General features: G+C 66.5%; 13 protein-coding genes and 2 pseudogenes. 6 read left to right on the top strand and 9 right to left on the bottom strand.

What is annotated here, in order from left to right; translation table 11 throughout:
* The first annotated feature begins 332 nt into the window (after window positions 1-332).
* Window positions 333-2,399, top strand: coding sequence for a TonB-dependent receptor domain-containing protein (locus tag DL544_RS18225; protein WP_139727707.1), 2,067 nt, complete (start codon window positions 333-335; stop codon window positions 2,397-2,399).
* Between the two features lie 60 nt (window positions 2,400-2,459).
* On the opposite strand, the gene DL544_RS21340 is transcribed toward DL544_RS18225, so the two are convergent.
* Window positions 2,460-2,630: a hypothetical protein gene (locus DL544_RS21340; RefSeq protein ID WP_005419553.1), complete on the bottom strand. Its 171-nt coding sequence runs from the start codon at window positions 2,628-2,630 to the stop codon at window positions 2,460-2,462.
* A gap of 214 nt (window positions 2,631-2,844) precedes the next feature.
* Here DL544_RS21340 and DL544_RS18230 point away from each other — a divergent pair.
* Window positions 2,845-3,230: pseudogene (locus DL544_RS18230) on the top strand (DUF2628 domain-containing protein).
* Window positions 3,231-3,307: 77 nt separating this feature from the next.
* On the opposite strand, the gene DL544_RS18235 reads toward DL544_RS18230, so the two are convergent.
* The 3 genes and pseudogenes from DL544_RS18235 to DL544_RS22580 all read right to left on the bottom strand — a co-directional run bounded on the left by DL544_RS18235 (window position 3,308) and on the right by DL544_RS22580 (window position 7,712).
* Entirely contained in the window at window positions 3,308-5,839 is a 2,532-nt protein-coding gene (locus tag DL544_RS18235) for a methyl-accepting chemotaxis protein (protein ID WP_065177999.1), read from the bottom strand.
* A gap of 210 nt (window positions 5,840-6,049) precedes the next feature.
* Window positions 6,050-6,943: an NAD-dependent epimerase/dehydratase family protein gene (locus tag DL544_RS18240; RefSeq protein WP_065177998.1), complete on the bottom strand. Its 894-nt coding sequence runs from the start codon at window positions 6,941-6,943 to the stop codon at window positions 6,050-6,052.
* 98 nt (window positions 6,944-7,041) lie between these two features.
* Window positions 7,042-7,712 (bottom strand): annotated as a pseudogene (locus tag DL544_RS22580) (S41 family peptidase).
* Between the two features lie 50 nt (window positions 7,713-7,762).
* On the opposite strand from DL544_RS22580, the gene DL544_RS18250 reads away from it, so the two are divergent.
* Together DL544_RS18250 and DL544_RS18255 are read left to right on the top strand one after the other, a co-directional pair.
* Window positions 7,763-8,227: a MarR family winged helix-turn-helix transcriptional regulator gene (locus tag DL544_RS18250; protein WP_065177996.1), complete on the top strand. Its 465-nt coding sequence runs from the start codon at window positions 7,763-7,765 to the stop codon at window positions 8,225-8,227.
* Window positions 8,228-8,501: 274 nt separating this feature from the next.
* Window positions 8,502-8,804 carry a KGG domain-containing protein gene (locus DL544_RS18255; RefSeq protein WP_065177995.1) on the top strand — a complete coding sequence of 101 codons (303 nt, stop codon included), beginning with the start codon at window positions 8,502-8,504 and terminating at the stop codon, window positions 8,802-8,804.
* Window positions 8,805-8,929: 125 nt separating this feature from the next.
* On the opposite strand, the gene DL544_RS18260 is transcribed toward DL544_RS18255, so the two are convergent.
* From DL544_RS18260 to DL544_RS18270, 3 genes are all read right to left on the bottom strand, one after another.
* On the bottom strand, window positions 8,930-9,280 hold the full coding sequence (locus tag DL544_RS18260) for a VOC family protein (protein WP_005419560.1): 351 nt from the start codon (window positions 9,278-9,280) through the stop codon (window positions 8,930-8,932).
* 104 nt (window positions 9,281-9,384) lie between these two features.
* Window positions 9,385-9,585 carry a hypothetical protein gene (locus DL544_RS22585; protein WP_005419561.1) on the bottom strand — a complete coding sequence of 67 codons (201 nt, stop codon included), beginning with the start codon at window positions 9,583-9,585 and terminating at the stop codon, window positions 9,385-9,387.
* A 91-nt stretch (window positions 9,586-9,676) separates the two neighbouring features.
* Window positions 9,677-10,195: an SLOG cluster 4 domain-containing protein gene (locus DL544_RS18270; protein WP_139727709.1), complete on the bottom strand. Its 519-nt coding sequence runs from the start codon at window positions 10,193-10,195 to the stop codon at window positions 9,677-9,679.
* Between the two features lie 174 nt (window positions 10,196-10,369).
* Between DL544_RS18270 and DL544_RS18275 the strand changes: the two genes are divergently transcribed.
* Window positions 10,370-13,720, top strand: coding sequence for an autotransporter domain-containing protein (locus DL544_RS18275; RefSeq protein ID WP_139727711.1), 3,351 nt, complete (start codon window positions 10,370-10,372; stop codon window positions 13,718-13,720).
* A 70-nt stretch (window positions 13,721-13,790) separates the two neighbouring features.
* Here the strand turns inward: DL544_RS18275 and cml are convergent, their stop codons facing one another.
* Window positions 13,791-14,978: a CmlA/FloR family chloramphenicol efflux MFS transporter gene (gene cml / locus DL544_RS18280; protein WP_139727714.1), complete on the bottom strand. Its 1,188-nt coding sequence runs from the start codon at window positions 14,976-14,978 to the stop codon at window positions 13,791-13,793.
* 252 nt (window positions 14,979-15,230) lie between these two features.
* A complete protein-coding gene (locus tag DL544_RS18285; RefSeq protein WP_005419568.1) occupies window positions 15,231-15,683 on the bottom strand; it encodes a PA2169 family four-helix-bundle protein in 453 nt (150 codons plus the stop codon).
* 463 nt (window positions 15,684-16,146) lie between these two features.
* Between DL544_RS18285 and DL544_RS18295 the strand changes: the two genes are divergently transcribed.
* Entirely contained in the window at window positions 16,147-16,788 is a 642-nt protein-coding gene (locus DL544_RS18295; RefSeq protein WP_065196871.1) for a glutathione S-transferase family protein, read from the top strand.
* Window positions 16,789-16,798 lie beyond the last annotated feature (10 nt).

Below are 16,798 nucleotides of genomic sequence, written 5' to 3' on the forward strand. Positions count from 1 at the left end.
GCGGAATCGAAAATGCGGCCCAGTCTAGGGCCCAGAATGTAAGCCGGGTGCGAAGGTCTACACCGGGATTTGTCCCCATTCAGCAAATAGCAGGCGATCACGCCAGGGCATGGCCAGATGTCACTGCATCGCCCCCGGTACTGGATCGTAACAAACGCGAACGGTTATCATTTAATCAACCAGGCAGGTCACCGTCTTCCGCGCGGCCGCGACCCACCCAGCTGCGCCGGTCCTGACCGCGCACCCGACGACCCACGGAAGGGGGGGGCTGCCTGCTGTCTGCCTGCGCCTGCTGCTTCCACCGGGTCACCCCACCTCTCATGGAAGCCGTCATGTCCCTGTCGTCCCGTTCCCGTTCCGCGCGCCTGCCGCGCACCCGCCTGGCCACCGCCTGCCTGCTGGCGCTGCCCGGCCTGGCCGCCGCCTGCCTGCTGGCCCTGCCCGGCCTGGCCGCCGCAGAGGCCGCCGCCGATGCCTCCACCAAGGACCTGGATACCGTGGTGGTCACGGCTTCAGGCAGCCAGCAGTGGATCAAGGATGCCCCGGCCAGCATCAGCGTGATCAGTCGTGAGGACATCGAGCGCCAGCCGGTACCGGACCTGGCCGCCCTGCTCAGCCGCGTACCGGGCGTGACCGGCGGCCTCAGCGCCGTCGGCGAGCAGTCCAAGATCAAGCTGCGTGGCATGCCGTCCAACTACACGCTGGTGCTGGTGGACGGCAAGCGCATGGGCAGCTCGGCCTCGACCAACTATCGCCCCGACCTCGGCCGCCAGGACCTGAACTGGATCTCGCCGGACCAGATCGAGCGCATCGAAGTGGTGCGCGGGCCGATGTCGTCGCTGTATGGCTCCGATGCGATGGGCGGGGTGATCAACATCATCACCCGGCGCATCGGCGACGAATGGAACGGCAGCGCCACCCACAGCTACACCCGCCCGGCTGACGGCAAGCGCGGCGATACCCAGCAGATCGGCGCCACGTTCTCCGGGCCGCTGGGCGAACGCTTCGGCCTGCGCATCGGTGCCAACAGCATGCGCCGCGATTCGGACCGCTCCAACGGCGGTGTCTCCGGCAATGCCTACGCGGGCGAAAAGGACCGCAATGTCGATGCGTTGCTGCAGTGGAAGCTGAGCGACGCACAGGAACTGTCGCTGGAAGCCGGGCACGGCGTGCAGCAGGCCTTCATCGATGCGTCGCTGGAAAAGCAGGACGAAGGTGCCTGGGGTGCCAGTGAGCTCAAGCGCAGCTCGCTGGCGCTCAACCACGATGGCAAGTGGCGCTTCGGCAATTCGAAGATCAGTGCGTACTGGACCGAGTACAGGAACGGCATCGGTGCTGCCGGCCGTTCCGAAGCCACCGATACGATCATCGAGGGCAGCCTGACCACGCCGTTCACCCTCGGCGTTGAACACCAGTTCGCCGTAGGCGGCCAATGGAAGCGGCAGGAGCTGACCAACACCGACACCATCGGCCGCGCGCCGATCGACTATGCCGGCAACGCGGTCAGCGGCTCCACTCTGGACGTGGACACCTGGGCGCTGTTTGCCGAGGACGAGCTGAAACTGCACCGCACCCTGGCCCTGACCGTGGGCGCGCGCCTGGACCATCACGAGCAGTTCGGCGGCCACGTCAGCCCGCGTGCGTACCTGGTCTGGCACCCTGCCGAACAGTGGACGATCCGCGGTGGCGTCTCCAAGGGCTTCCGTGCGCCCAGCCTGACCGAGAACTCGGCCAGTGCCGCTACCCAGTCCGGGGGCCGCGGCTGCACCTCGCTGATTCCGCTGGGCTACACCCGTGGCGGGTGCTACATGGCCGGCAACCCGGACCTGGATCCGGAGACCAGCACCAACCGCGAGATCGGCATCAGCTTCGACAATGACCTGATCGATGTCGGCGTGACCTATTTCCACACCGACTTCCGGAACAAGATCGAGTACGCACCGCTGGGCCGGTTCAACGGCATCTGGTGGACGCGCATGAACAACGTACAGCGCGCGCGCACCCGCGGCATGGAAGGCAACCTCAACGTCCGCTTCGGCGAGCAGTGGCGCTGGCGCACCTCGGCGACCTGGATGAAGGAAGCCAGGAACCTGACCACCGGCCGCAACCTGATCGATAGGCCGGAGTTCTCCGGCTATTCGTCGCTGGACTGGGCGCCCAGCACGGTGTTTTCCGGCAGCCTGTCGGCGCAGTACACCGGCAGGCAGACCGGCACCGCCACGACCTTCCTCAAGGCCTATACGCTGTATGACCTGACCGCGGCATGGAACGTCAACGAAGTGCTGACCCTGCGCGGTGGCGTCAGCAACCTGGCCGACAAGAAGCTGTATGCGGAAGGCTCCACCGACTACTTCGTCGCCGGGCGCAGCTACTTCCTGAGCATGACCGCGCGGTTCTGACCGGCGGCACGCGCCGTGATCGCGCTGGCGACATGCCAGCGCGATCGACGGTGTTGCGGGTTACTCGCTTTCCAGCGCGGCCGGTGCCGCATCCCGCGTGGCGGCCGTGCGCGCACGGTCCATCGCCACCGCCAGTTGCTGGCGTGCGAGCAGTTGTTGTGCCTGCACCACTTCAGGTGTCGGCAGGAGCACCGGTCCCGGTGCGTTTTCCGGTGTAGCAGGTGTGGTCATGCAACCTCCATGGACATCCCGCCGCCGCACGGGTTCAGCCGGTGCGGCAGCGGAACTGCGCACCCTATCCTAAAAACAAGGCGGGCGGGTGACGGCGCGGCGCTTGGCCGCAGGCGCGCGAACAAGGCAGGCGTCACATTCTTGACGCTAGCGCTTGGATCCTGAATAGGACTTGTCCTATCATGAAAACGTTTTCTCACAGGGATGTTTCCCAATGAATACCACTGACCTGTCCCAGTTCAGCCCGAAGTGGCAGTTCCGCTTCAACTTCTTCCGCCAGCACGGCGCCCCAAGAACCCCGGCTTCAAGCAGGCCTGGAAGGCACTGTCCTTTGGTGACCGCCTGAAGATCAACCTGAACTTCTTCGCGTTGTTCTTCGGTGCCATCTACCTGCTGATTCTCGGCATGTGGCGCAAGGCACTGGTGGTGATCGGCATCAACATCGCGCTGGCCATCGTCACCATGTTCCTGCCGGATGTCGTCGGGCGCATGCTGTTCATCGCCATGAACCTGCTGGTCGCCTCCAGCACCAACTACAGCTACTACCTGGAGAAGGTGGAAGGACGCGCCAGCTGGAACCCGTTTGAAGGAATGTTCTGAGCCATCAGACCTGCGCAGGATGCGCGGCAAGGATGCAACCGACGCCCGGCACCCGCCGGGCGTCTTCGTTTCCGGCATCAGGCCGCGCGGCGGGCCATGCCCTCCGGCTCGGCCTGCAGGCGGAAGCGCGACACCGCCACCGCCAGCTGCTCGGCCTGCTCCTCCATCGCACGGGCGGCGGCACTGGCTTCCTCCACCAGCGCGGCGTTCTGCTGAGTGGTTTCGTCCATCTGCACCACGGTCTGGTTGACCTGCTCGATGCCGGCCGACTGTTCGCGCGACGCGGCCGAGATCTCGGCCATGATTTCGTTGACCCGGCCGACCTGACCGACGATGTCCTGCATGGTGCGCCCCGCACCGTGCACCAGCTGCGCACCGGCACCGACCTGGGCCACCGAGGCGTCGATCAGCTCCTTGATCTCCTTTGCAGCACCCGCCGAGCGCTGCGCCAGCGCCCGCACTTCACTGGCCACCACTGCGAAGCCACGGCCCTGTTCACCGGCGCGCGCCGCTTCCACTGCCGCGTTCAGCGCCAGGATGTTGGTCTGGAACGCGATGCCATCGATCACCGAGATGATCTCGGCGATACGCTGCGAAGACGCCTCGATCTGCTCCATGGTGTGCACCACCTGGCTGACCACCTGGCCGCCTTCGCTGGCCACACCCGCTGCGGAACCGGCCAGCGTGTTGGCCTGCAGCGCATGGTCGGCATTCTGGCGCACGGTGGAGGTCAGTTCTTCCATCGACGCGGCGGTTTCTTCCAGGTTGGCGGCCTGCTGTTCGGTGCGGCGCGACAGGTCGCTGTTGCCGGCGGCGATCTCACCGGCGGCCAGGCGGATGCTGGCCGCCGACTGCTGGATCTGGCCGACGATCTGGGTCAGCTGCTGCACGGTGCTGTTGGCATCGTCGCGCATCACCGCAAACACGCCGTGGAAGTCGCCCTGCATGCGGGCACTGAGGTCACCGGCGGCGATCGCGCGCAGCAGCGTCGACAGTGCCGCCAGGTTGTGGTCGCTGACCTGCATCATTGTGTTCAGCGTCTCCACCATGCGGCGGAAATCATGGTCGAAGCGCAGTGCATCACCGCGCACGGCGAAGTCACCGGCGGCGGCGGCGGCGGCCAGCTGCTGGATCTGCTCGTTGATCGCAGCCAGGTTGCGCTTGGTGGTCGCCATTGCGGCAGTGAACACCGCCTTTTCGCCCGGCAGCGCTTCCATGTCCACGCTGAGGTCGCCCACGGCATAGCGCTGCATCACTTCAACCAGGCGCTGGGTGACCGCATTGCTGGAGGCCACCAGCTGGTTGCTGTCGGCCACCATGCGGCCGTACTCGCCCGGGAAGGCCGCAGCATCCATGCGATAGCTGAGTTCACCGGCATCGTGGCGGCGCGCCATTTCGGCCTGCGCAGCCATCACCGACTGCAACTGCCCACGCATGCCCTGCATTGCGTCCAGCAGGCGCCCCACTTCGTCGTTGCTGCGCGCCGGCAGCGTGCTGTCCAGCTTGCCGGCGGCGACATCACCGGCCACGCGTACCGCTTCGGCCAACGGGCGGATCGCCAGGCGGCGCAGCAGCACGTAGACGCCGGCGCTGAGGGTCAGCGCGGCGATCACGCCGACCAGCAGGGTCAGCCACAGCAGCTGGCGTGCCTCAGACACGATCACCGCATGCGGCATCACCACGCCCAGCGCGAAGCGTTGCGGGGCGTCGCCCACGCGCAGCGGCACATACACGCGTACGTTGCCGGCCGCGTCGGGGCTGAAGGCCTCGAACGGACGGTCGGCGGCGATGTCGGCCAGCATGCTGCGGGTCAGGGCATCGTTGCGCGGCTTGCCGATCTCGGCGGCATTGGCCGAGGCCAGCACCACGCCCTTGGGCGACAGCAGTTCGACGCGGCCAGCCCCCATCGGCTTCAGCGTTGCCAGGTGCTTCTGCAGCGCTGCCAGCGAGAAGTCGACGGTGAACACGCCCAGGAATCTGCCGTTCTCGATGATCGGCGTGCTCAGGGTGCTCATCAGCACCTTCTGGCCGGCGATGTCATAGGCGTAAGGTTCGCTGACCTTGGGCAGCTTGTCGCGGCTGGGCACCATGTACCAGTCACCGGAACCGCTGGCAGTCTCGGTGTAGTCGGTCATCACCGACTGCTGCGGTTTGCCGTCTTGCCAGGCCCAGTAGCTCATGTAGCGGCCGGTGGCATCGTGTGCTTCGGTATTGACGAACTCCGCATCCTTGCCGTCGAAGGCATCGGCCTCCCACATGGTGCTCTTGCCCAGCCATTGAGGATGAGCACGCAGCTGTTCGCCGAGCACCGCCGCCAGGCTGGCGCGGTCGGGTATGTCACCACGGGCACGCTGGGCCAGCACGGCCTCGACCATGGCGTCATTGCTGGCGAAAGCGGTGCCCAGATCAGCCGCCACCTGGCGCGCCTCAGCGTTGGCCTCGCTGGTCATGGTCTGGCGCGAGGCGCTGATCAGACTGGCGCTGGCCTGCCGGTAGATCAGGAAGGCGGTCAGGCCGAAGCACAGCAGCGCGATCACGGCGGTGCCCAGCATCAACTTGTGGGCGATGCTGCCCGGGCGTTGGGCAGTGGCAGAGCGGGAAGAAGACATGGGAGGGTCCGCAAGCAGTTCAGGATGACCGGCACCACGAGGGCACCGCGCAGGCGCGCGATCCGTCGCGCAGGCCACCGGCAGCCGGGGCGCGCCCGGCGCTGGAAGCGCACTGGGTTAGCGGCCGCCCGCCAACGAGGTTGAGGCGGTCGGCCTGCACATTCCTGAATCCGCTCAGGGTCGGCTCAGCGTTCCCCCCTCGCGATGCCCTCACTCGGCCACGCGGTCCTTGATCCACTGTGCCCGCGGCAGTACCTCGATGCTGCCGACGGCATACTGCTGCAGTACGTCGTCCGGCCCGAAGCACGGTTGCCAGCCCAGCTCGCTGCGCAGGCGGGCACTGTCATAGACACGGTCGATGCTCAATGGCAGCGGCCAACCACGGCGTTCGAACTCGGCCAGCAGCTGCGGCGCGCGACGGGCCAGCACGCTGCGCGGGTGGGTGGCCAGTTCCAGGCAGTCCTCGCGCCGGAACGGCGTCGGTGCGCAGGCGAGATAGCGCGCGAACCGGGCGCCTTCGTCGAGCAGCAGTGCAGCATGTGCGCTGGCCACATCGCGGGCGTCGATGCCGCGATGCAGGCGGAACATCGCCATCCGTTCGGGCGGTTCCGGGAAACACCGGCCCATGCGCAGCACGCGAACGCTGAAGCCCGGCGTGGCGGCGGCTTCGGCCAGGGTCTCTGCCTGCAGCTTGGTACGGTGGTAGATCGTGCGCGGCAGCGGCTCGGTGTCTTCGTCGATCCAACGGCAGCCACCGGCCACCACGGCATGGCCATACAACGCAGTGGTGCTGGTCAGCACGAAGCGCCGTGCACCGGCTTCGCGTGCCGCCTGCAGCAGGTGTGCGGTGGCCTCCACGTTGATCTGCTGGAACACCGCATCCGGCACCAGGCCGACATGCGGGGCATGCAGGGCCGCGGTATGGATGACCGCATCCACGCCCTGCACCGCGCGCGCGACGGCCTGCCGATCGCTGACATCGGCAATGATGCGCGTGGTGGCAAACGGACTGCGGTCCAGCCCCACCACTTCGTGGGCGGCCGCCAACGCACCGAAGATCGCGCGCCCGATGCGGCCGGAACTGCCGGTCAACAGAATCTTCATTGAGTCCATTCACTCGAAGCGCCCGGGAACTACCGGGATGCTTCGATTCTAGGCATGCAATCGCGCATCCGCGATAGGACAGCCATGCAATCGTGCGTTCATCTTGACGACTTCGCAGACGCCAGCAGTTGCCGCGCGATGAACAGCGGATCGTCGCCGCCGGCCACATCAGGCCTCACGCCAGTACGTTCCCAGTTTCCACCGGTGCGCAGATTGATGGGTTGCCGGTCGGGAATACTGATCTGATAGCCATCGGGCAGCAGCACAGGATCACCAAACATATGCGCGGCACCGCCACTGCGCGTGCCGACAATCCGCGCGCGGCCCAGTGCCTGAAGCGAATAGGCGACGAACTCGGCCGCCGAACCGGTGCGGCGGTCGATCAGCACCACCAGCGGTTTCAGGTACGCAGGCAGGCTGGCACGCGGCAGCAGTACCGGCGTGCGCCGGCACCATTGCTGCGGGCATCGGCGCGCCAGGCCATCAACCAGTCGTCCTGGCCGGCCGCTGCGTCCACGCGTTCAACGTGGAAGTGGCCATCGAACATGTCCAGGTCCTGGTTCAGGCGTGCGCTGAACGCAACCGGATCCGAACAGCTGTCCGCATAGCGCTGCTGCACCGACCAGGTGCGTAGGGCATCGGCGATACGGGCGCCCTCCGCCTCGTCAAGGTACTGCGCCTGCACGGCGGTGGCCGCCGCGCGCAGCACTCCGTCCTGCGCCGGGCAGGCCCCTGCCAGCAACGCAACGAGCATCCAGGACACGGCCATCAACCACCTCCGCGTTGAAGATATATAAGCGCTTATATATCATCCTGGTCATGGATCTCCAACACGCCACGCTCGGCACATTGCTGCGCGCCCTGCTCGACCAGCTGGACCCGGCGGTCGAGCACGCCTACCGGGACCTGCAACTGGACTACCGGCCCCGCTACACACCGGTGCTGCGCACGCTGATGGCGCAGGGCCCCTGCCGGATCAAGGACCTGGCATCGGCCTGCGGGCTCAGCCATTCGGCGCTCAGCCAGACCGTGGCGGCGATGGTGCGCGATGGTTGGCTGCACGCGTCCAGCGGCGACGATGGGCGTGAACGCATCCTGCAGTTGAGCCCCCGCGCACAGCGCGCGATGCCTGCGCTGCAGGCGCAATGGCAGGCCACCGCGCGTGCGGCGCGCAGCCTCGATGCCGATCTGGGGCAGCCGCTGGAGCAGGTACTACGCGACGCCCTTGCAGCGCTCGCACAGCGGCCCTTCGCGCAGCGCCTGCAGGACGCCCGCCAGCCCTGAAGCCTTACTGCTCTGCGGCCATTTCGATTTCGCTGAGGAAGGTCCAGCCGCCGTTGCCCAGGCGCAGCTCCAACGTGCGCACTGCGCGGCCGGCTGTCCGGCCTAGGTGAAGGGTGCAGTTCGTCCTGGCCACGCAGGGCGGCGCGCGCAGCAGCGTACCTGCGCCGTGAAAAGCAGTACGGTGCGGCGTGAAGGCAGCCGCACCGGTGCGGACACTCCGTTAGCCGGGCACCGGCAAGGATGAGCTTCCCTTCCATGCAACGGGAGCCTTCCCATGGCCGGCCAGCACCACGGCACTTCCCATCGTGGCTTCGCCTCGATGGACCAGGACAAGCAGCGCGCGATCGCCGCAAAGGGAGGACGCGCCGCGCATGCGTCCGGCAATGCACACGAGTTCAGCCCGGCCGAGGCACGCGTGGCCGGCCGCAAGGGCGGCGAGGCGATCAGCCGCAACCGCCAGCACATGGCAGCGATCGGCCGCGAAGGCGGGCACGCTCGCCACGCCAATGCACGGCAGCAGCGGCAAGCGGCCGAAGCGACGCCAACGAGGGACGGTCCACAACGCCAGCAGAGCTGACCGCGGCGCGTCCAGGCGCGCCTGGGTTGCCGGAGCAGCCCGGATGCCGCGAGCAGGGCCAGCACGCCGGTAGACGGTCATCGTCCCGCGCGCACCGTCAGGCGTGGCGAGGCACCATCCACCGCTCAGGCGTGGGCAAGGATGTTCAACAGCCGACCGAACGGATCGCGGACGAAGAAGCGCCGCACGCCCCAGGGTTCGTCGGCCGGGCCATATTCCAGCGCGATGCCGGCCGCGCGCATGCGCTGCAGCACGTCCTGCAGATTGTCCACTTCGATCGACAGGTCCGGCACCGGCGTGCCCGAGCCTCCTTCACTGGCGAAGCTGACCTGCGCCAGCGCACTGCTCTGCCCGCCATGGGTGACGATCCAGCCATGGTCCATCACCACCGGCATGCCGAGCAGCTCGCCATAGAACGCAGCGGCACGTGAGGGATCGGACGTGGCGATGTTGGCGACGACACGCTTGACGGCCATGTTCCACTCCACCAAGAAGAACGTGTCGAGACTGCCCGACCTTGCGCACGAACAGAAGAGCCCCGCCACGGACGAGGCCCGTCTTCAGCCGAGCATGGCTGGGCTTACACCGCGCCGCAGCGCTCCATGACACATCGATCGTATTCGTACTGGCATTCCATGGCATCACCACCACCGGACACACATGCCTGGTAAGCCTTCCAGCAGGGCAGATCGCAGGGCTGGACTGGTCCGGCCACGGCCACCGAGCCGCTGCAGGCCAACGCGAACACAACACCGGCGATCACTTTCCTGAAAGTGCGCATCGACATCGCTCCTTGATTAGCCTGGTGAGCCCAGGCCGGGCCACCTTAGCGCTGCACACGGGACGCTGGGTGAAGGCCGATGCCGCTCGACTCAGCGGTGCAGTAACCCCAGCACACGCAGCTGTCCGGCCAGCTCATCAATGTTGCGCCACGGCAGGATCGGCGAATTGCCGCGCTCGTCCGGCGGGTTGTCCGGCAGCGCATCGGACCAGCCACCGGCCCCCACCAGCGGCAGCAGCGGCCGCTTGTGCAGCCAGGCCAGGCAAACCTCCGAGATCGTACCGGCGCGCCCGCCGATCACGATGCAGGCATCACCGGCCAGGGCCATGATCAGGTTGCGCGCATCGGCCATGCCACAGGGCACCACCACCGTGGCGGGCCAATCGGCTGCCGGCATGCCGCTTTCCGGGATCACGCTGAGCACCTGGCCACCGGCGGCTACTGCCTGCTCGGCAGCTACCCGCGTAGCGGCACTGCCACAGCCGCTGACCAGCGTGATGCCCTGCACGGCCAGGAAACGCCCTGCTTCAGCTGCGCGCTCGAACGCGTCGCTGCCAGGATCGGCACTACCCAATATCGCCAACTGTGGTTTACGCAATGCGTTACGCATGGACGGCTCCAAGGCCTCGGCAAGAAAGGTCGCGGTGCCCGGCCCGGCGGAGCCACGTCGTGCACCGATCACAAAACATTAACACGTTCATAAAAATCCCTTCACATTACTGGGGGATATCGCCATGCCGTTGCGTTAACGGCCTTGATGTCCGTCAACCAAGGAAGTTGTCCGATGAATCACCCGCTGTACGGCCGTTCGTCCCGCTCCCTGTCGCACCGCCCGCTGGCGCTTGCCGTCGCCAGCTCGCTGCTGCTGGCCGCTGCACTGCCGGCCATGGCCAGCGAATCACTCGAGGCCTGGCAGCAGCAGCGCCAGATGCAGGCTGCATGGGCGCAGCCTGCTGCCAACGCTGCACCCGCAGCGACGGCCGCTGCACCTGCCGCCAGCAGCACCGCCGTTCTTGGCAACCCGGGCGATCCGGCCAGCTGGCGCAGCGATGAGTTCAACGCCGATTGGGGCCTGGGTGCGATGGGCGCGGACTACGCCTATGCACGCGGCCTGACCGGCAAGGGTGTGCGCCTGGCGCTGTTCGACTCGGGGTCCGCACTGGCGCATCCGGAGTTTGCAGGACGCAATACCTCCAGCATCACCATCGGTGCCGACTGCCCGACGCCGGGTGTGGTCGCGGGGACCGGTGCCTGCGGGCAGACCCGCGGCGAACAGCCCGGCTACAACTACTATGGCCTCGGTGCCGGCGTTCCGGCCGCACTCGCGGCACGCCTGATCGCGGCCGGCCAGCCCTATGGCTTCAGCTACGCCGACCACGGAACGCATGTGCTTGGCACCATCGGCGCAAACCGCAATGGCACCGGCATGCATGGCGTGGCCTTTGGTGCGGATCTCACCGCCGCCCGCGTGTTCGGCGACACCTACTATGAGTGGCGCCTGGATCCGGACAACTACTATCGCCCGCGCGCGGTCTACCGCACCGATCCGGATGACGCCGCCACGCTGGACATGTATGCACAGATCCAGGCGCAGGGCGTGCGTGCCATCAACCACAGCTGGGGCATCTCCACGCGCAACATGACCGCCGCCGCGCTGGACCAGCAGTACGCCAACATCGGTGCCGACTACGGCGTGTACGGCAGCATCTACGCCAGCAATGGCGATACCCCGGGCTCCACCCTCATCCAGGTCTGGTCGGCTGGCAACGGCAGCGGCGCCGTCGCCGGCATCACGGCCGCCATGCCGCGCTGGAAGCCCGAACTGGAACCGTACTGGCTGGCCGTGGCCAACGTCCGCCGGCCCAACGCCGCTGCGGGCGAAACGGACTACGTGATCGATGGAAGTTCCAGCATCTGTGGCGTTGCCGCCAACTGGTGCATCTCGGCACCCGGCACCGACATCGTCAGCACCATCGTTTCCGGGGATATCCAGGGCCGCATCGAAAACACCTCCGCCTACGTGCGGCTGATCATCGACAGCGAGAACACCCAGTATGTCTATGGCACCAAGACGGGCACATCGATGGCGGCGCCGCACATCACCGGCGCGCTCGGCCTGCTGATGGAGCGCTTCCCCTATCTGGACAACGCCCAGGTCCGCGACGTGCTGCTGACCACCGCACGCGACCTGGGTGCAGCGGGCATCGATCCGATCTACGGCTGGGGCATGGTGGATCTGAAGAAGGCCATCGAAGGCTATGGCTCGCTGCGCGTGGACACCAACGTGGTGATGAACCAGAAGGCCGGCGGCCTGAAAGTCTGGGAAGGCGATGCCTGGGACAACTGGACCAACGACATCGGTGGCCCTGGCAAGCTGACCAAATCCGGTATCGGCTGGCTGCGCCTGAGCGGCAACAACAGCTTCAACGGCGCGGTACTGCAGGACGGTACGCTGGAATTGAACGGCACCAACACCCTCACCTCGGCAGTCGAAGTACAGGGTGGCCAGTTGCTGCTCAACGGCAGCCTGGTCTCCACCGCACTGACCACTACCGGTGGCGTGAGCACGGTCAGCGCCAGCGGCGTGCTGAACAACAGCAACCTGGTGATCAACGGCGGCGTGGTGTCCTTCAACGGCACGCAGACCGGCGGCACCACCACGGTCGGCGCCAATGGCCTGCTGAAGGGCGTCGGCACGCTCGGCAATACCCGCGTGGACGGCATCATCGCGCCGGGCAACTCGATCGGCACGCTGACCATCAACGGCAACTACGTGCAGGGCGCCACTGGCGTCTATGCCGCCGAGCTGGCCCCGGGTGGCCGCAGTGACCAGTTGCACGTGACCGGCACCGCCACCCTTGGCGGCACGCTGGTCGCGCTGCCGGAGCCGGGTGTGTACTACCTCGGCGAGCAGTTCAACTTCCTGCGTGCCGACGGAGGCATCAACGGCCAGTTCGCCAAGACCGACTTCAGCGCGTTCTCCCCGTTCCTGCAGTTCAGCCTGGCCTACGGCACCAACGGCACGCGCATCGATGTGGCCCGTGGTGCATCGCTGACCACCGCCGCGCACACGCCCAACCAGCGTGCCGTGGCGGCCGCCGCCGACCTGCTGCCGATCGCCCAGGGTCTGCCCAAACCGCTGACGCAGCTGTTCCCGCAGCAGGTCGGAGGCGTGCTCGACGGCCTCAGCGGCGAGCTGCATCCGGCCACGGCCATCGCCCTGGTCGAGGGCAGCCGCTACGTGCGCGATGCCGCGTTGTCACGCCGTGCCGGCGCCGCCGCGCCCGGTAGCGACGTGGGTGACGCGACGGGTGCATGGGTGCAGGCCATCGGTGGCAACAGCAAGCTGGACGGTGACGTCAACACTGCCCGCACCGAAGCCAACAGCAACGGCCTGCTGGTCGGCATCGACCGCGAGTTCTCCGGCTGGCAGGTCGGCGTGTTGGCCGGCACGGGCCGCACCGACGTGAAGCAGCAGGAGCGTCGCGCCAAGTCGAAGATCGACAACACCCACTTCGGTGCCTACGCCAGCCACAACTGGGGCGGTTTCGGCCTGCGCGGTGGTGTGGCGTGGAGCAAGCACGAGGTGAAGAGTACGCGTGATGTCGCCTTCGCAGGCTTCAGCGACAGCCTGAGCGCGCGCTACGACGCCCGCACCCGCCAGGCCTTCATCGAAGCCGGCTACCGCTTCGGTGGCCCGGAAGCCGGGCTGGAGCCCTACCTGCAGGTCGCACGTGTCGAAGTGGACCTCAAGCGCGTCAACGAACGCGGTGGAGCAGCGGCACTGCAGGGCAAGGTGGACGATACCGGAACCACGATTGCCACTGCCGGCCTGCGCTTCGACAAGGGACTGAAGGCTTCGTTCCAGCAGGAGAGCTGGCTGCACCTGCGCGGTGGCGTCGGCTATCGCCGCGCTTCCGGTGATCGCAGCCAGGTCGCCAACCTGGCCTTCGCCAACGGAAGCACAACGTTTGCGGTCAACGGCGCGCCGATCGCCGACAACGCGGTGGTGGCCGAACTGGGCCTGTCGGCCTGGCTGACCGAGCGCCAGCAGCTGGAACTGGGCTACAGCGGCCAGTACGGCAGTGAAAGCCGCGACCACAGTGCGAATGTGCGCTGGTCGGTGCGCTTCTAGTTCCCGTCACGTGTTCTCATGAAGGATTGGGGCGGCCTGATGGCCGCCCTTTTTTTATCACCGGCCGAGGCTAGCGGCAGCCGCGCAACATCGCCGCGGCGACCAGGCTGGCCACTGGCAGCAACAGCCCATAGGCCACCAGCGGCCATACCGTATCGCCCGGCAGCAGCACCGTAGCCAGTGTTCCGAAGCAGGCCACGATCAGGCTCTGCATCGCGTAGTAGAGCGCCACCGCCATACCCGACGCATCGGCAAACTCACTCAACGCGCCGTTGGCAGCCACCGAAACCACCATCACCAGCCCCACCGCGATGCCCCACATGGGCAGCACGACGCTGGCGAATGACAGTGGCAACTCCGCAGCGAGCGCCATCAACAACACGCCCGCCACCATCACGCACAGGCCACGCACGAATGTGCCAGGCACCGCCCAGCGCGCGATGAACGTCTTCGCCATGCGCGACATGAGGATCATCACCAGTGCCACCGTCGCGAACGCCAGGCTGAACGTGATCTGGGAGTACTGCATGCGCTCGACCAGCACGCGCGGTGCGATCGAGAAGAACACGAAGAACGTGCCCATCGCGGCACTGAATCCCAGCGTGTAGACCCAGAAGGCACCACTGCGAAGAATTTTCTGCAGTGCCGGTCCAGCGTCCCTGCGCCCTGCGGGTCGGGTTTCCTGCCACAGGCGTTGCGCACGCAGGACGGCGACCAGGCCAAGCACACCCAGCAGCACGAAGATCGCACGCCAGCCTGCTGCCGCAGCCACCAGTGAACCCAGCATCGGCCCCAGCGCCGGTACGAAGGCCAGCATCGAAGCGAACAGTCCATACAAGGACACCCCCTGCGGTGTATCCGCGTATACGTCGCGGACCGTGGCAAATGTCGCTACCAGCGCTGCCGACGCGCCAATCGCCTGCACTGTGCGCCAGGCCAGGAAGAACCCGCTATTGCTGGACAGCGCCAGCGCGAACGAGGCAACGGTGAACAGCAGCGCCCCCAGCAACAGCACGGGGCGGCGCCCGATCCGGTCGGACAACGGGCCGAACAACAGTTGGCCGACGCCGAGCACCAGCAGGTAGATGCTCAGCGTCAATTGCACCCGCGCAGGCGATGTTCCCAACGCGCCGGGCATCAAGGGCACTACAGGCAGATAGATATCCATGGCCAGCGAGGCCAGGAGGTCGAACGGCGCCATCAGCGCAATGGCCGATGGCAGAGTATGGGCCCAACGCGCGGCCTGTCGATTGAACATGGGGAGTCTCCGCCCAGAGTGAGTCCGGCGGTGATCCATCCACTTCGCATGCATCGCAGGGATGTTCACCGCAACAACGTCTGCGTCGTTGTTGCGGCTCAGCGAACTGTCTGCGGACCGTTCCCGTTGTTCATGGTGCTCATTGTTGGCAGTGCGGAACCGGCAAGAGTGTAGCAGCGACCGATTCAGGGTGGCCGGGGCAGCGGTGCCGCCCCGGCCGCGGCGTCCCTGGGAGTGGGACGCCGCTGATCGTCAGGCCGCCTTCATCGCATGCTTGCGCGCGCGCATCACGTTGTGGCATTCCTGCACTTCCGGCAACAGCTGGGTGACTTCCTGGCGTACCGCCGGCGGCAGCTCGTTGTCCTTCAGCACGTCCTTGAACGCGCCCAGCAGGCGGTCCTCCGACTCTTCTAGCTCGGCCACATAGCCATAGTTGGTGTCACCGAAGGCTGCACGCACCTTGCCGTAGAACTGCTGCATCGAACCCACCACGGTGCCATGCTCGGCCGGCTTGCCGCCGCTGGCAGCCACCGAACCACTCAGCGCCGCGACGATGCGGCCCTTGACGCCGGCGATGCGGGTGAACAAGGCCGACAGCTCGGCATCCTTCACCTTGGTCGCCGCTTCTTCATAGAACGACTTGCCGTCACGAGCGATCTCGATCAGGTCGTTGAGGCGATGTTCGATGGTGGACTGGGTGCTCATGGCGTTGCTCCTGTATCTTCGTTTCAGGGGAGAAAAGCAGCTTCGACTGCGCTGCCTGCGTATCCACTGTGGACATGCTTGTGTGGTTCCCGGGTGAGCAGCGATTGATACGCACATCACTTCACCCAACCCGCACTGACTTTTTCACGCGGCGGTGGCGCGTGGATCACATCGAGCGATCCTGGGCAGGGTCACCAAGGAACAAAGAGGATGATCAGCACGATCACCAGGACCGCAACGAGTGCTCCCATCAGCACGTTTCTCTGGCGCCAACTGGGCTTGGGTTTTCCGGGGTATTCATGCCTGTTACCTGTCTCTGCGGATGACCCCGGCAGACTGATGGATCGGCGACGGTACGTGCGTGCAGGACACGTGCAGGCGACGTGCAGAGCACCGACACCCATGTCGATTTCCGGCACACTCGCTCGTCAGATCATCAAAGCCCTCCTTGATTGCGGACCCCATGCCTCCCATCCTCACCGCCTTCGCCACCTCCCCCGACCGTGGCCAGGGCCTGGCCCGTGACATGCGCGTGCGCTGGGCACTGGAGGAACTGTCGGTAGCCTATGACGTACAACTGCTCACCTTCACCGAGATGAAGCAGCCCGTACACCTGGCACGCAATCCGTTCGGGCAGATTCCCACCTGGCAGGAGGGCGACCGGACCCTGTTCGAATCCGGCGCCATCGTCCTGCATCTGGCCGAACAGCACCCCGGCCTGCTGCCGCGCGATCCGGACGCCCACATGCGCGCGATCATGTGGGTGTTCGCTGCGCTGAACACGGTGGAACCCCCCATCGTTGAGCGCTCCATGGCCTGGGTGCTGGAGCGCGAGCAGCCGTGGTACGCACAGCGGCTGCCGATGCTGGATGAGCGGGTTCGGGCGCGACTGGCGCAACTGTCGACATGGCTGGCCAAGGCGCCGTGGCTGGATGGTGATTTCAGCGTGGGCGACCTGATGATGGTCTCGGTGCTGCTGCGCCTGAAGAGCAGCGGGCTGCTCGACGAGTATCCGACGGTGGCCGCCTATGTGGCCCGCGCGACGCAGCGGCCCGCCTACCAGCGCGCCTTCGCCGCGCAGCTGGCGGTATTCCAGAACGGGTAGTTCCACGCCA

Origin of the sequence: Stenotrophomonas sp. pho (genome assembly GCF_006228405.1) — a bacterium.
Classification (GTDB): domain Bacteria; phylum Pseudomonadota; class Gammaproteobacteria; order Xanthomonadales; family Xanthomonadaceae; genus Stenotrophomonas; species Stenotrophomonas sepilia.